This window comes from Nocardia terpenica (assembly GCF_013186535.1).
GTDB classification, from domain to species: Bacteria; Actinomycetota; Actinomycetes; order Mycobacteriales; family Mycobacteriaceae; genus Nocardia; species Nocardia terpenica.
Map to the genome: position 1 here is coordinate 787,617 of NZ_JABMCZ010000003.1, position 13,863 is coordinate 801,479.

At 64.3% G+C, this 13,863-nt stretch carries 11 protein-coding genes and 1 pseudogene; 9 read left to right on the forward strand and 3 right to left on the reverse strand.

Going from position 1 to position 13,863, the window contains the following annotated elements; genetic code table 11:
* Window positions 1-1,770 carry a glycosyltransferase family 39 protein gene (locus HPY32_RS25210; RefSeq protein WP_216676369.1) on the forward strand — a complete coding sequence of 590 codons (1,770 nt, stop codon included), beginning with the start codon at window positions 1-3 and terminating at the stop codon, window positions 1,768-1,770.
* Here the strand turns inward: HPY32_RS25210 and HPY32_RS25215 are convergent.
* Window positions 1,755-2,210, reverse strand: a complete 456-nt coding sequence (locus tag HPY32_RS25215; RefSeq protein WP_067593554.1) for a MarR family winged helix-turn-helix transcriptional regulator — start codon at window positions 2,208-2,210, stop codon at window positions 1,755-1,757. The genes HPY32_RS25210 and HPY32_RS25215 overlap by 16 nt on opposite strands.
* Window positions 2,211-2,286: 76 nt before the next feature.
* Between HPY32_RS25215 and HPY32_RS25220 the strand changes: the two genes are divergently transcribed.
* From HPY32_RS25220 to HPY32_RS25235, 4 genes are all read left to right on the forward strand, one after another.
* Window positions 2,287-3,090, forward strand: coding sequence for an alpha/beta fold hydrolase (locus HPY32_RS25220; protein ID WP_171983047.1), 804 nt, complete (start codon window positions 2,287-2,289; stop codon window positions 3,088-3,090).
* 402 nt (window positions 3,091-3,492) lie between these two features.
* Window positions 3,493-4,830, forward strand: a complete 1,338-nt coding sequence (locus HPY32_RS25225; RefSeq protein WP_156674690.1) for a sigma-70 family RNA polymerase sigma factor — start codon at window positions 3,493-3,495, stop codon at window positions 4,828-4,830.
* Window positions 4,831-5,315: 485 nt separating this feature from the next.
* Complete coding sequence (locus HPY32_RS25230) at window positions 5,316-6,137, forward strand: hypothetical protein (protein ID WP_156674689.1); 822 nt, start codon at window positions 5,316-5,318, stop codon at window positions 6,135-6,137.
* Window positions 6,138-6,267: 130 nt separating this feature from the next.
* A complete protein-coding gene (locus HPY32_RS25235) occupies window positions 6,268-7,236 on the forward strand; it encodes a hypothetical protein (RefSeq protein WP_156674688.1) in 969 nt (322 codons plus the stop codon).
* A gap of 12 nt (window positions 7,237-7,248) precedes the next feature.
* Here HPY32_RS25235 and HPY32_RS25240 read toward each other — a convergent pair whose 3' ends face one another.
* Entirely contained in the window at window positions 7,249-8,796 is a 1,548-nt protein-coding gene (locus HPY32_RS25240; RefSeq protein WP_156674687.1) for a hypothetical protein, read from the reverse strand.
* Window positions 8,797-9,165: 369 nt separating this feature from the next.
* On the opposite strand from HPY32_RS25240, the gene HPY32_RS25245 reads away from it, so the two are divergent.
* The 4 genes from HPY32_RS25245 to HPY32_RS25260 are packed head-to-tail and all read left to right on the forward strand — an operon-like array spanning window position 9,166 to window position 12,163.
* Window positions 9,166-9,609, forward strand: coding sequence for a winged helix-turn-helix transcriptional regulator (locus HPY32_RS25245; protein WP_067593540.1), 444 nt, complete (start codon window positions 9,166-9,168; stop codon window positions 9,607-9,609).
* A 49-nt stretch (window positions 9,610-9,658) separates the two neighbouring features.
* Window positions 9,659-10,525 (forward strand): alpha/beta fold hydrolase, encoded by an 867-nt coding sequence (locus tag HPY32_RS25250; RefSeq protein WP_067593537.1) that lies wholly within the window; start codon window positions 9,659-9,661, stop codon window positions 10,523-10,525.
* Window positions 10,522-10,914, forward strand: a complete 393-nt coding sequence (locus HPY32_RS25255; RefSeq protein WP_067593534.1) for a hypothetical protein — start codon at window positions 10,522-10,524, stop codon at window positions 10,912-10,914. The genes HPY32_RS25250 and HPY32_RS25255 overlap by 4 nt, the downstream gene beginning before the upstream one ends.
* A gap of 34 nt (window positions 10,915-10,948) precedes the next feature.
* Complete coding sequence (locus tag HPY32_RS25260) at window positions 10,949-12,163, forward strand: alpha/beta hydrolase (protein ID WP_082871714.1); 1,215 nt, start codon at window positions 10,949-10,951, stop codon at window positions 12,161-12,163.
* 846 nt (window positions 12,164-13,009) lie between these two features.
* Here HPY32_RS25260 and HPY32_RS25265 read toward each other — a convergent pair.
* Window positions 13,010-13,755, reverse strand: a pseudogene (locus HPY32_RS25265) (IS1634 family transposase); the annotation flags it as partial.
* Between the last annotated feature and the right edge of the window lie 108 nt (window positions 13,756-13,863).

Below are 13,863 nucleotides of genomic sequence, written 5' to 3' on the forward strand. Positions count from 1 at the left end.
TTGGCATTCGCTACTGTGAAATGTCGTGCGGCCGAGCACACCACCACACTGGCGCTGTGGGCCATTGCGGCAGTCGCCGCCGTGACCTACTGCTGGGGGATCGGCGCGGTGGAGCCGGAGATCTTCTATGCGGCCGCCGCTCGGTCGATGTCGACCAGCTGGCACAACTTCGTCTTCGCGGCCTTCGATCCCGAGGGGACCGTCAGCGTCGACAAGCTGCCCGGCGCCTTCTGGATACAGGCTGCCTCGGTACGGATCTTCGGTCCGCACGTCTGGGCTGTGATGCTGCCGCAGGCGATCGAGGGTGTGCTGACAATCCTGGTGCTGCACCGGGCAATTCGCCGGATCGCGGGACCCGTCGCGGGTCTGGTGGCGGCCGCGGCCATGGCATGCACGCCGGTCACGGTCGCGCTGAATCGCGGAAACATCTCCGACACGCTGCTGATTCTGCTGCTGGTGCTCGCCGCCGACACGATGACGACGGCAATACTCGCCAACCGGCCGAGATGGTTGTTACCGACCGGCCTGCTCGTCGGTCTTGCGTTCCAGGCCAAGATGATTCAGGCCTGGTTGATACTTCCGGTGTTCCTGCTCGCGTGGCTCGTCGGCACCCCCGCGGGTCGGTGGCGGCAGCGGATGGGGTGGGCGGCGGCAATGATCGCCGTCGCGGGAGTCGTCTCGTTCAGCTGGATGACGGTCGTATCGCTCATCCCCGCCGATCGACGGCCCTATGTCGATGCCAGCCAACACAATTCGCTGTTCGAGCAGGTATTCGTCTACAATCTTCCGGGTCGGCACACGACCGCGGAGCCGTTGGTCCTCGGTCCGGCGAACCGGTTCGATCATCTTCTCGGCGGTGCGGGCGGGCGCTCGATCGGCTGGCTCGTTCCGATCGCGCTGGTTTGCTTGATCGCGTTGACGATTCGCGCCATCCGTCACCGCGGCAGGGCGGACCCGCTGACCGCAGGGTTGGCGCTGTGGGGGTCATGGCTGGTCGGACATGCCGCGGTATTCCTCGTCGCGGGCACCGTCTATCCGTATTACCTGGCCGTATTGGCCCCGGCCATCGCCGCGGTCCTCGGTGTCGGGGCAGCGGAGTTCGCCGGACAACTCGGCACGAGCCCCCTGAGGCGCTACGGCCCGGCCGCCGCCATCGCCACCGCCGGGTATGCGTGGTGGCTGTTCGCCCCGGCGAGTAATGCCGTGCGGTGGGGCGTTCCCGTGCTCGCCGTGGCGATCGCGGTAACGGCCGCCGGACTGCGCGGGATTCGTTGCACGGCAGCGCTGATCGTCGCGATACTGCTCCCGCCTGCCGCGGCGTCGGTCGCGGTCGTGACCGACGGCGGCGGCGCGTTCGACACCGCATTCCAGCCGGTAGCGGTCAGCCGGGTGACGCACACCGCCCTGCACGCGGCCCGCGAAGGCGCCGGGACGGTCGTCACCGATCTCGGCGCGGACGACGACCCTGTGCTAGCCGCATACACCTCGCTGCTGGCGGCCCCGATGATCTTCGCCACCGGCGCGGAGGTTCGGCCGATCGGCGGATTCCTCGGTGCCGCACCGGTTCCGAGCGTCGAAGGGCTCGCGCGCATGGTGGCGGACGGACAGCTGCGCCTCGTGCTGCTCGAGTCGGCCTACACCGGCGACGACCGCGCCGAGTGGATCCGCAACCATTGCCGCCGGGTCGATTCGGGTCCGGACGCTGCGGCCCGGACGCTGAAGGGTTGGGCCGCCGAGGGTATCGACGCCCGCCTCTACGACTGCGGCTGACCGGTCGCTGCCGAGGCCGCCGGGCCGCCCGCGACCAGTCGGCGGCACAGTTCGATGAACCGCTCCCGCTCCGTGGCGGTGAGCGGGCTGAAGATCTCCCGCTCGGCGTCGTTCATGGCCTGGTCGATGGAACGCTGAAGCCGACGGCCCGAGGCGGTCAGATGCAGTTCGTAGGCGCGGCGGTCGGAAGCGTCGCGGCGGCGTTCGATCAGGCCCGCACGTTCGAGCGCATCGGCCACGCCGACGATGGTGGTTCGGTCCACCCCGATGCGCTTGCCCAGCTCGCCCTGCGGCAGCGGTCCGCACTCGCCGAGGCAGTACACGGCCATGCCCTGTTTGAGGTCGGCGCCTATCGCCGCCACCGCCCGCTCGACCCGCGCCCGCACATCGGCGTGCAGGGCGACGACCAACAGCGGCAGGCGCGACGAGGGAAACGGCATCCTGACATCATCGCACCCATGCGATATAGTCAGGATATTGATCATCAGTATTCTGACTAACTGAACGAGCGGTGCGATGGCCACGAGGGAAATCACCAGGGGCGCAATGGAATTCGACGTCGACGGCGTCGGGCCGGACGCATGCCTGGTCCACCAGTATCGACAAGTCTCCACGCGTCAGCCGATCGCCGAGGCACTACTGCCGCGGCTGCGCGTCCACGCGGTCAACCCCGTCGGCTTGGACTCGCCCGACGTGGATCTCGGCATGACCGCATTCGCCGACGACCTGGCCGAATTCCACGCGACCGCCGCGCTCCCACCCTGGGTAATGGTCGGCGGCTCCACGGGCGGAATGGTCGCCCTCCTCCACACCCTGCGCCATCCGCAGCGCGTACGCGGACTCATCCTGGTAGGCACCGCCGCCAGCCACCGATTCACGACGGGAAGCCTCGCAGACCCCGCCCACCCCCGAGCCGCCGAGGCCGCCGCCGCCCACGCCCTACTCGACGGAGGCCCGGAAGGCGCAGCCGCCTACCGAGCAGCCATGTTCCGACTCAGCGTCGCCGACCCCCACCGCTCCACACCCCCACCGGCAGACCGCGACGGCACCACCTCCACCCCCCGATTACAGTCCTTCCTAACCGAACTCGACAGCTTCGACCTCGAACCCCAACTCCCCGCGATCAACTGCCCGACACTGATACTGGTCGGCAAACACGACCCCCAATGCCCACTACCCAACAGCGAACGAATCGCAGCAGCGATACCGGGGGCACAGCTCGTAGTGTTCGACCGTAGTGGGCATTATCCGTATTTGGAGGAGGCGGAGCTATTTGAACGGGTTGTGGGGGAGTGGGTTGAGGAGCAACTGACGGGGTAGCGCAGCAGGGCTCGGTCGGCCGAGTGATGACAGAAATGCCGATACGCGGGCGCGGCCAACGTTGCCAGTGGTCTGTGATTCGGCACGCGCTGATCGGCTTCACGGATGGAGAGGTCGTACAGCGCGCTGAGTGACTATGTATCCGAAGCCGAATCGCCAAAAGGTGCCAGCCAGTCAACTCTGATTCGACAGGTCACACTGCGATGGGACGTACCGCCGCATCCTGAAGCAACCGATCAAGAGCGTCCAGTGAACTTCAGGGCACGGCATCCCTCGATGCCGGGATGATGTTGCGGTCGATGTCCACGATGTCGGCCCGGATTGTATGGCTCATATGACTGGATTGCCTGGAATGATAATAAATGCGAAGTTGAGGCCAGGGTGCTTCCATAATAGGGACTGATGGCACCTAATTTCGACGGCGGCAAGCAAGTAGCCTTCTGCTCGCTGAGTTATTCCCCTCCACTTTATGGGATGGACATGAAGTTTCCCAACCCTCGCTCGACCGGATCGATCGGTCACTACTTACGGCAATTCAGGTCTCTGAACAGGCTGAGTCGAGTCGAGACGGCTCGACTTCTGGATATCAGTACTGAATCGGTGCGTCGATACGAAGTTCTCGGCGCTCGTAGCTCGGACCTCATGATACTGCGAATGTATCGCCAATTTCTGTGCCAGGGTGGACTGTGGAACGAGTTTGCCGAGGCGTGGGGTTACCGCTATCGCATGGCTCCCACTGGTGAGACGACGCCTGATCCGGCTGCTTTCGATTCGATACGAGACTGGCTTCGGGCAGTTCGCTTGTACCAGGGCATGACGCGACCGCGGTTCGCCACCCATGTGAACCTGTCCTGCGGTCGTGTTTCCTACATGGAAACTCGCCGCATCACCCCACCGCCCGTCATAGTTCTTCGCAAAATCCGGGATGCTGTTGACATGCCCAACCGCATACTGACAGAAGCTCTTCGGCGAACGTATGTGCAGTATTACGGGACCGAGCCGGTCGACAGCATGGACGAAATTCTCTTTTGGAAGCTGATAGGCACTCCGGCAGGGTCGCGGGCAGAGCGGGATCTACGCAATCAGCTCTTCGATCGTCACAAACTAATCGCCGAGAATGTCGCGCGGCGATGGTCTCGAAGCGCAGGGCACCGAGAAGAGCTTGTCCAGCGTTGCAACGAGACGATACTGTTCGCGATCCTGAACCACGTCCCGACCCATTCGTTCGCCAGATATGCATACGCATCGTGCCGAGGAACTATGTTGCAGGCATATTTTGAGGAAAAATATCCAAACCTGGATCGGCAGACCAGATATCACGTCGTGCGGATAGATGCCTACATCCGGAAAGGAGGCATCCACACCGGGCTTGCCAGCTGCACGGAAATATCAGAGGCGCTGAAGATTCCACCATCCAAAGTCGAGACTCTTGTCCGACTGGCCAACATCCGGACCGTATCGCTCGACCTGCCGATCGGCGACGAGCCCGGGTCGTATCGACAGGTCGCCGAGCCGACTCCGGCGGGTTTCGCCGACATCGAGCTGAGCGCCTCAATTGCCAAGGCTCTGGTAGACCTACCCTCGCCGGAGACTGCGCTCCAGGTCATAATGCTCCATCTGGTCGAAGGCATACCCTTGGACCAAGTTGCCGCCCGCGTCAATCTGACGGCAGCCGAAGCGACCAGTCTTGTGGCATGTGCGACAAGCCGACTCAGATCGGCCCTCGCCAGCAGCGAATGACGGCTGTGGGACCAGACATGCAACACGCCGCCGGGCGAAACAGAAAGCAGCAGGTCAAGAGATCTGCGGCTGCGCGCTCCTTGTGGAGCTAACGCCCCACAGCCCGAACTCTCTGACAGTGGCAGGTGCTGCTCAACCACGCGCTAGAGCAACTCTGCGCCGAGACGACCCGAGAGACCAGCGACGAGATCACCGAGACCGAACGGCCGCCCCGTCTCGTAGTCGTCGCGGGCGGGTCTCGGCAGGATGAGACGGCGACGGCCGAAAGAGGATGTGGGCGCACTCCTGCGCCGAGTGGGGACGAGGGGTTGTACACCGACCGGTGCGGAGCTGGATCGCGTTGTCGGCACCAACAACTACGGGCGACGCGTGCTGCGTCAGCGGCGAGAGTTGGGGCGCATCACTCACGCAGAGCTATCACCCCACCGGGAGCGAATCAGAGCCGAACGCTTACACATCGGCTGAGCTGTTGGGACGATGAGGCTATGGGTGGCGGAGTTCTCTACGACGGCTGGTGTGGTGAGCCCATCGCGTGGGTGCGGGTTGGCGAGCGTGTCATCGGGCAGGAATGGACTCGGGACGGCTACGTAGCGATTACCGAGCGTCTGACCCCGGCCGAAGCGGTACGCAAGTACGGTCCAATCACAGAGCTGGAGCTGGGCCGCAACGGTGGGTTCCGATCGGTCACCTACGGGACCACGAAGTTCATCGACCGGTTCGTCGACCCGCGAGGCACGGGGTTGTATGATGACACCGTCGTCGTAATCGACGATCCAGCCAGGAAATACCATGAGTGCCCGGTCTGCGAGGTCCCTCCGGGGACGCAATGCGTGGATACGAAAGGGCAGCCCCGCGGGAACCATCAGAAACGCTCGCGAGGGCGCACACTCTGGGATATCGAGCGGGCGCAGGAAGCCGACCGTATCGCCCACGAGGAAGCCCGAGCCGCCGAACAGCGTAAACGCGAGGTGGATACGCCACCCGTCATCGGTGCAGTCGTGGAGATCAAGCGATGGAAGCCGGTCGAGCCTCCGGCATGGGAGCGGGTCCCAGACGTCCCCGACCGCATTACCGTCGAACGGACCTACGCCAACCGAACAATCGAGGGTACTGCCGAGACTGGCGCACATATGTTCCTGGCGCGCAACGAGTTCACCGGTGATTGGCACGAAATCTGTGGCCAGCCGACCTCGACCCGCTTGCCATGCAAGAACGGCGGCGCTGGAGTGCAGTGCCGGACTCGGCACAGAGCAGGACTACATCTACGCGAAGACACCCCATGGGAACCAAACAGCGACTCCGCATAGGACCTTTCGCCGCGGTCATCCGGTCCGTCCGCACCACCCTGCAGGAGCACAGTACGGACGCATCGACCAACGTCGTCGACGATCGGCCGATCCGCCGACCTCATCGCGGTAGGTGTGCGACGCTTCGGCCATGACGCCTCCGCCGCCCAACGACGAGCTTCGTACCGTGCCGGGACAGGCGGACGTCGGCCGTGAGTGGATCTACTGCTTGCGTGACTATTCGCGATCTGAGCGTGTGCGGGTACTCGCGATCGACACGCGACCGCGGAGCGTACGCGTCGACGTCGAGTTCCTCGACGGCGAGAAGGCCGGGCAGCGGGAGAATATTCCTTCGGGTCGGCTCCGTGGTCCTTGGAGCTCCGTGCAGAGATATGACGAGCTCATGGGGAACTGGAGTCGCCTCGCTGCCGAGGGCGACATCAGCGAGCCGGAGGAATGGGCCATCGACACGGTGTTCGAACTGCTGATACCTGACGAGATCGCGACGTGCTGGGGGCAGCAGGTCAAAGAGGTAACGGTAGTCCACGACCGAATCGGATTCGAGAAGCTCATCGGCACCACGCTCGACGAAATCACCGCTGCCGTGGCGTCGTTCGAGCTCGACGGCACGTTGATACTGTCACCGGCAGGCTCGCTGATGGTCGCCGAGTTGGCGTGCCTCCACAATCCCGCGCCCATTCTCGATTGGGTGATGGAGGCCGAGGAAAAAGCGCGAGACCTGTGCATCAGCGGGCGTAAGTTCCAGGCTCATGACAGGTCGGGCGAATGCACCTCGGATCCGGAATGGGAGTACAAGTGGTACATCGAACACGACCGGCCACAGCACGAGTTGCTACGTCAGTGGTGCGGCCACCGGGCTGTAACCACATACGAACGGGTGACCGCCGCCGAGGCGGAAGTGCTTCGACTCGATCGCATCGTGCGGCGGCTACTCGACGTCGTTCGAGACCATAACCACATTTTGGCCGAGGTGATCGAACGGGAACACGAGACCGAACGCATTACACCTGCCAATGTCCGGCCCGAGATCGAACGTCCGAAGCACCCGTCCGAAATGCCCGTCCGGATCATCAAGGTACGTGCGCCGAGGTGGTGGTGAAGCCGTGCTCGGTCACCACCTCGACGAGTGGTCCGGACCGTAGTAGCTCCAGCCGTTGAGATACGGCTTCAGATCCTCCGCGCTGGGCTTGGGAATGGCAGGCATGCCCAGCCTCCCGTGCAACGGATCCAGTTCCTTTCGGTGGTTCGACGCCCATTCCAGCCAGCGAGCCGCCTCCTCCGCGTCATGTTCATCGTCGATACCAGCGATGTGGGATTGCATCGCTGCCAGGTATTCGTCGAGCTCATGCAGCTGGCGCCAACGCTTGGCCTGTTCCCGGAAGACCTTCGCGCGGTGGGCATCTGCGAATGCCGACTCGGCGGTCGCCATTGCTGTTTCCCACCGGCGTTGGCGTTCGGCTGCGTCGCGCTCGTCGGCAAGCCGGTTCACCTCGGCCTCCGCTGCCCGCAGTTCCAGCTCCAGCACAACGTGGGCCAAGTCGACTACGCCCTCGTCGTCACTGTACGTCCACGACGACTCGAGGCATGAGACACCGTCTGCGATCGTCAGCGTGATCCGACCACTGGGAACGACATCGTATTTGGTGATCGTATACGCGGAATCCCTTGCGGCGCGGGCGAGTTCGGTCGTCGTCGCCTCGTGCGGAACCTTCTCGGTCGGTTCGACCAGCTGGACGCCGAAGGAATGCCCCTTGATCTTGATCTGTAGCACTCGTGGTGAACTGTTGCGCCGGTTGTAATAGCCGCCCCGATGATCGTGTCCCGGCACCGCGGAGACGTCGGCGCCCTGCGCTGTGAGCGCCGAGGCGAGCACATCCAGCACGCCAAGTGCCCACACTCGGACCGACGGCGTGATCTGCATGCTCTTCTCGTCGTCCCGGAGGCGAATTACGGCCGAATGGGACAACGTGCGTCGAATCGGCACAATAATCGGCTTCGGCTCATCCAGCAGCCTGATGGCCAGTTCTCGGGGGTCCTGCCCGCGCCCGGCCACTAGCAGCTTGCCCTTCGGTACTTTGCCCAATCGCACAGCGGAACGGATCAGACTGTCGTAGTTGGGGCCGTCGGCTGTCCGGCTGACAAGGAGTGTTCCGTCGGCGTCGATGATGTCAGCGATCAAATTGTCGACCGGGCGCGGGCGAGGCGGCTTCCTCTTGGACTGAGCAACTGGCTCTTCCACTGGCAAGGAGTCCGCCAAAGGCGAACGGGCGCCCCTGGTTTCGCTCTCATCCCCGAAGGGGCGATCGACGCCGCCTACCACGTCACGCTGAACCGCGGCATCGGCGTGGACACGCTGGCGCCGGTCAGGTGTTTCGTGTTGATCCTGCCGCCGGACAGGTCGACGAGGTGCTCTTGCCTTGCGTTTGCTGTCCCAGTGACCATCCGGGTACCGGCCGTGGTCGAGATAATAGCGGCCAGCCTCCGTCAACGCCGCGCGCCAGGCGCCGCCCTTCGTTGACACCGTGAGCAGGCGACGCCACTCCAGGGCCTTCGCACTGTGCTTATAGGTGTGGCCCATCATGACTCCGTCCGGACATCCCTCGGACACCCAGTTCAGGACGTCCAGCTGAACACCGGAAATCGGGCCGCTACGCGCCATGCCCAAGCCTCGCACGGGTCGCGGGCACGACGCTCCAGTTTCGACGCCACAATGTCTACCCGGTCAATGACCGTCGATACTTGTCGATGGTCCCGGATCTTATTTGGGACACAGCTGGACGACATCGGAGCTACGGTCTCGGCGTCTCGTTAGAGCAGCACGCCGAAAATGTGCGGCCGATAGCGACCGCGCAGTTATCGGCGCCTTGTCCGCTGGGTGGTCGAATTCAACGCCGGGCAGCCGCAGTTGACACCCGTGGTCAGCGAGGTTGTCGTTAACGATGATCCTGACGGCTTCGCCCGTGGCGCTCTGCGCGACCCTGGAAAGTACTACCATCAAACTAGTTGTAATTCACTACTAGGAGCGCCCATGGTCGACCACGTCACCTTCCAGTACAGTCAGGCTTTCCTGGCCGCGATCTCCGAGCGCTGGAACTATCAGATCCTGCGCGAGGTGTTCTTCGGGGTGCGGCGGTTTGGGGAACTCAAACGCGCGCTGGGTATTTCGGCGACCATGCTCACGACGCGGTTGGCCGAGTTGGCGGAGTTGGGTCTGCTGGAGAAGCGGGTGTATCGGCCGGATAAGGGCTGGTATGAGTACCTGCTTACCGACGATGCGCGCAGGCTTGTCGTTCCCGCGCTGGTCGCGGTCGCTCGCTGGGCGGAGAGTCGGGCCGCCGGTGAGCGGATCGATGCTCGACCGCTGCGGCACACCACCTGTGGCGATGAAACCGAACCGTATCTCGCCTGTAGTAGCTGCGGGCGGCCCATCGAAGCGGCCACCTTGGAGCCTCTGGCGCCGCCATCCAGCTAGTGCTAAATTCTGACTAGTAGGTAATCAGTACTAGTTGAACGGAGTCGTCATGATGACTGGCGACCAGTTGGAAGACGTGACCGAGCGGTTGATCCCGACCGCGCTGGGTCTGATCAACGTGCGCGACGGTGGCCGTAGCGACGGTCCGGTCCTGGTGTTCTGGCCGAGCCTGATGATGGACGGCACGATGTGGCGGTATCAGTACGAGCACTTCGCCCCGGACTATCGGATCGTGTTGGTGGACAGTCCCGGTCACGGCCGGTCCGAGGCGCTGCGCAAGATCATCGACCTGAAGGACTGTGCCGACGCGCTGGTGGAGATCCTCGACGCTCTCCGCATCGGCAAATGCGTGCTGATCGGCAACAGCTGGGGCGGCATGCTCGCCGGTGTCTTCCCCGCCTACTATCCGGACCGGACGGCCGCCGCCATCGGCATCAACGCTACCGCCTCCTTGCCCACCATGTTCGAAAGCATCTGGGCCACAGCACTTTCGGCCTATCTATCGCTGCATGCCACGATGCCCGCACTCGCGGCGCGGGCCGCCCGGGGCGCCTTCGCCGGGCCGACCGCCGAAGCGAGCAATCCGGAGTTCCTGGCATTCACCGATTTCGTTCTGCGGGACGATCCGAAGTCGGTGGCGTGGGCTTTGCGCAGCATCCTGATCGGCCGCAAGGACGAACACCGCCGGCTGGCGACCATCTCCCCGGATATCCCGGTGCTGATCATCGCCGGTGAGGAGGACAGTCAGTTCCCGGTGCACGTGGTGCGGAAGATGGCAGATGCGATACCGGGCAGCACTTTCCGCGTGCTCTTGCATACCGGTCACCTCGCCGCCCGGGAGAACCCGGACGCGGTCAATGCCGAGATCGACGCGTTCCTGACCGCCCTGCCCGCCGCTGCCGGAGCCCGGTCATGACCGCGGTCGCGGCTCCGGTGCCGCGCTGGGTGCGCCAGATCATGCGGGAGATCGACACCCTGTCCTTCGGGGACGGCTTCGCGCATCTCACCGACGACACCGAAATGTATCTCGGGACAGCGCATATCGTCGGTGCGCAGGCCATCCAGGAATTCTTCGTGCGGATCGATGAGCCCCTGCACATCACCCACGAGGTCCTCGAATTCTGGACCGCCCCCGGCGGCGTGTGCCTGCTGCGCGGGGAGGCGAGGATGGCGAAGAAGACCGCACCCGGTGAGGTCGTGCAGGCCCCGTTCATGCACATCTTCTACCTCGCCGATACCGACCCGGCGCGCATCGCGACCTGGCGTATCACCGCCGGACCACTGCGCATCGACGCCGTCCTCTGAGCGTGAAAGTGGCTTCGGCAGAAAAGGTTTGGTTATGTCAGCAGTATTCGGCCGCGCCGATCCCGGCGCGGCTCACGATTCGATCGCCCGGCACGAGGCAATCACCCTGGCCGGTCCGCACCTGATGGAGAAGGTCGACGAACTGGCGGCGATCAGTCCGCAACTACACCGTTCGCTGCTGGACGGGTTCGGTGGGCCGCTGGCCGGGCGCGCCATCGGCTACCGCGACTGGGCGCTGCTCACCCTGGCCGTATTGACGGCCCTCGGCGACACCGACGACCAGCTGGGCGTCTACTTCGACGCGGCGGTGCGGCATGGCGCCACCGACGCGGAAATCGCCGACGTGATCAGTCTCGCCCTGGCCTATGCGGGCGCGCCGCGCGCGGTGAACGCCGCCCGGGCTCTCGGTGGCCGACTCGCCGACCTGCGTACCCCGGACCTGCGCTCCGCCAAGGAAATACGGGTGCGGTTGCGCGATCACGACACGATGGTGTGGGACAGCGGCGGCGACGGCGTCCCGATGGTGCTGATCCACGCGCTGTCGCTGGATCACCGATTCTGGCGCGCGGTGTGGCCGCACCTGACCGGACTCGGCCGGGTCGTCGCCTACGACATACGCGGCCACGGCCACGCCCGCGGTGCGCCCGACACAACCGGGCTCGACCAGCTCGCCACTGACACCATCGACCTGCTCGACGCCCTGCACATCCCCGCCGCGGACATCTACGGGGCCTCCTATGGCGGCGCGATCGCCCAGCATGTCGCGCTCGAGTATCCGACCCGGGTCCGGTCGCTGGCCTTGATCGCCACCGCGTCCCGATCGCCTCGCGCACTGCTCGAAGCACGTGCCACCGCCGCCGAGGAGCAGGGGATGCAGGCGCAGGTGCCGGTTTCGCTGCTGCGCTGGTTCTTGCCCGAGACCATCGCCGAGGACGGCTGGGCAGTCCGATATGCCCGCGAATGCGTCCGCCGCGACCGCGTCGCGGACTGGGCCGCGGCATGGCGGGCCATGGCCCGCCTGGACGTCGTAGACCGGCTGCCGCAAATCACCGCCCCCACCCTCGTGATCGCCGGACAACAGGACCTCTCGGCCACACCCGAGGACATGCGCCGAACGGCCCGCGGCATCCCCGACAGCGAGTACGTCCTGCTCGACCCGGGCACGCACATGATGCCCCTGGAGCAACCCGACGCATTGGCGGCAGCGTTGCGCCGATTCCGCGGCTCGAATTCGGTGGCGGCGGGATAGATTTCGGCGACGAGAGCAGTCGGGTTGAGCCCGGAGCGATCTTGTGGGCTCAGTTGGCTGAGCCGGTCCCTGGTCGAGGTGGCATCGGCTTGAAGACCGACGCCGACGTGTAATACACATCGACCGGGTGGCCTGACCTACAGTCCTGCTCGATAGAGTTGTCCGTGCTGTGTGCGAGTACCAATGTGTTGTGGAAGTCCGATTTCGTCGTTGTTGGTGCACGATAACCAGTGGCAATCGACACCTGGCGCGAGATTGGTGGCCTGCTGGGCGCCAGCCCGGGGAATGAAGAGTCCAGTGGTAGCGATGCCGAGGGCAGCAACACTCAAGGCTCTAGCCAGTCGCTGGTTCACTACCTTGTCAACTCCGATCCGAACGATTCCGCGCCACGGGGGAGACTGCGTGGAGGGCATACATCAACTGAACGTAACTTCCGTCAGAGAGATGTGCATGTGCGAGAAGCCTTGGCCCTCAACAAACATCTGCACTTGTGTGGGCCCGCACGGGGTATCGATGCGTCGGCGCGGTTTGGTGGCCGAGCAGATCGACGAAGCGGTGCATCTGTACGAGCTGGGTTGGTCTCTGGCCCGGGGGGAGAGCGTCTGGATGTGGACGTGCGACGGTGCATGCCAGGCTTCGTGAGCGGGGAATCGTTATCAGGGACACCCAGGGACGATCATGAAATTCGGCCAGCGCCGCAGGTTCGTGCCCTCGGAAGGGCGCACCGAACATGGGAACCGGGACGACCTGGGGGTTTCGGGGGATAGCTGGTGATCGAAGCCGATTACCAGCTGTAGACCTGACTTGGGACAAGTTAGTGTGCAAGTCGCCGGGCTCGGCTCGGCGGTCTCGGTGGGTTTTGGTCAGGGCCTCGGCCCGGTCGGCGGGTAGCGGGTCGGCGGCGGTGAGGGTTCGGTTGCCAGGCTCGGATCTCGATGGTGCGGTAGCGGTGGGCGGTCTATATGAATTTCTTGATGCTCTATCCGGTGCGGGTCTCGATCCGATGCGAGACCGCGAGGGCGGCGAACACGATGGTCAAGTGAGCGTCGATGGATTCGCGTTTGTAGTGGTAGATCGGTCTGGCTTGCAGGTCGTTTTTGGACATGTGGAACGCTTTCTCGATTCGCCACAGGTGGTGGTAGGCGCCGATGACGAACTCAGCGTTGGGGCTGGTCAGATTCGTGGTGTAGCCCTTGAGTCCGACCAGCGCCCGGGTTTTGGCTTCCAAGGTGCGATCGACGGTTTGGTGGCACCGATGAGTTTCACGAACCGGTTCTTCTTCACCGGAACCTTCCCGTCGACGGCTTTCTCCGCCTTCGCGACCTGTTCGTCGATCCCGCGCAGTGTGCGCCGCGCCCGATCGGCTCGGTATTGGTAGTAGATGACGGTGTCGAGGATCCCGCGCGCTTTCTCCTTGCCGGTCGCCGCCCAGGGCTGAGTGAATACGTATCCGTCGGAAATGTCCTTGCCGGGGTGCATTTGTCGCCACTCGGTCATCACTTGCCGTTTGCGGGGGATGCGGGTGCCGAGGATGAACGACAGACCGGCCTCGGCGATCGCGATTTGGTTGGGGCTTCAGAGATCATGCCAGCGGCCAGGCGCTGGTTCGCCGCGGCCCGCAACGCCTCCAACTCGGCGTCGTCGTGCGCCGATCCGACATGCTTGATATCGCGGGCACCACGCCGCGTCGACCGCACGAT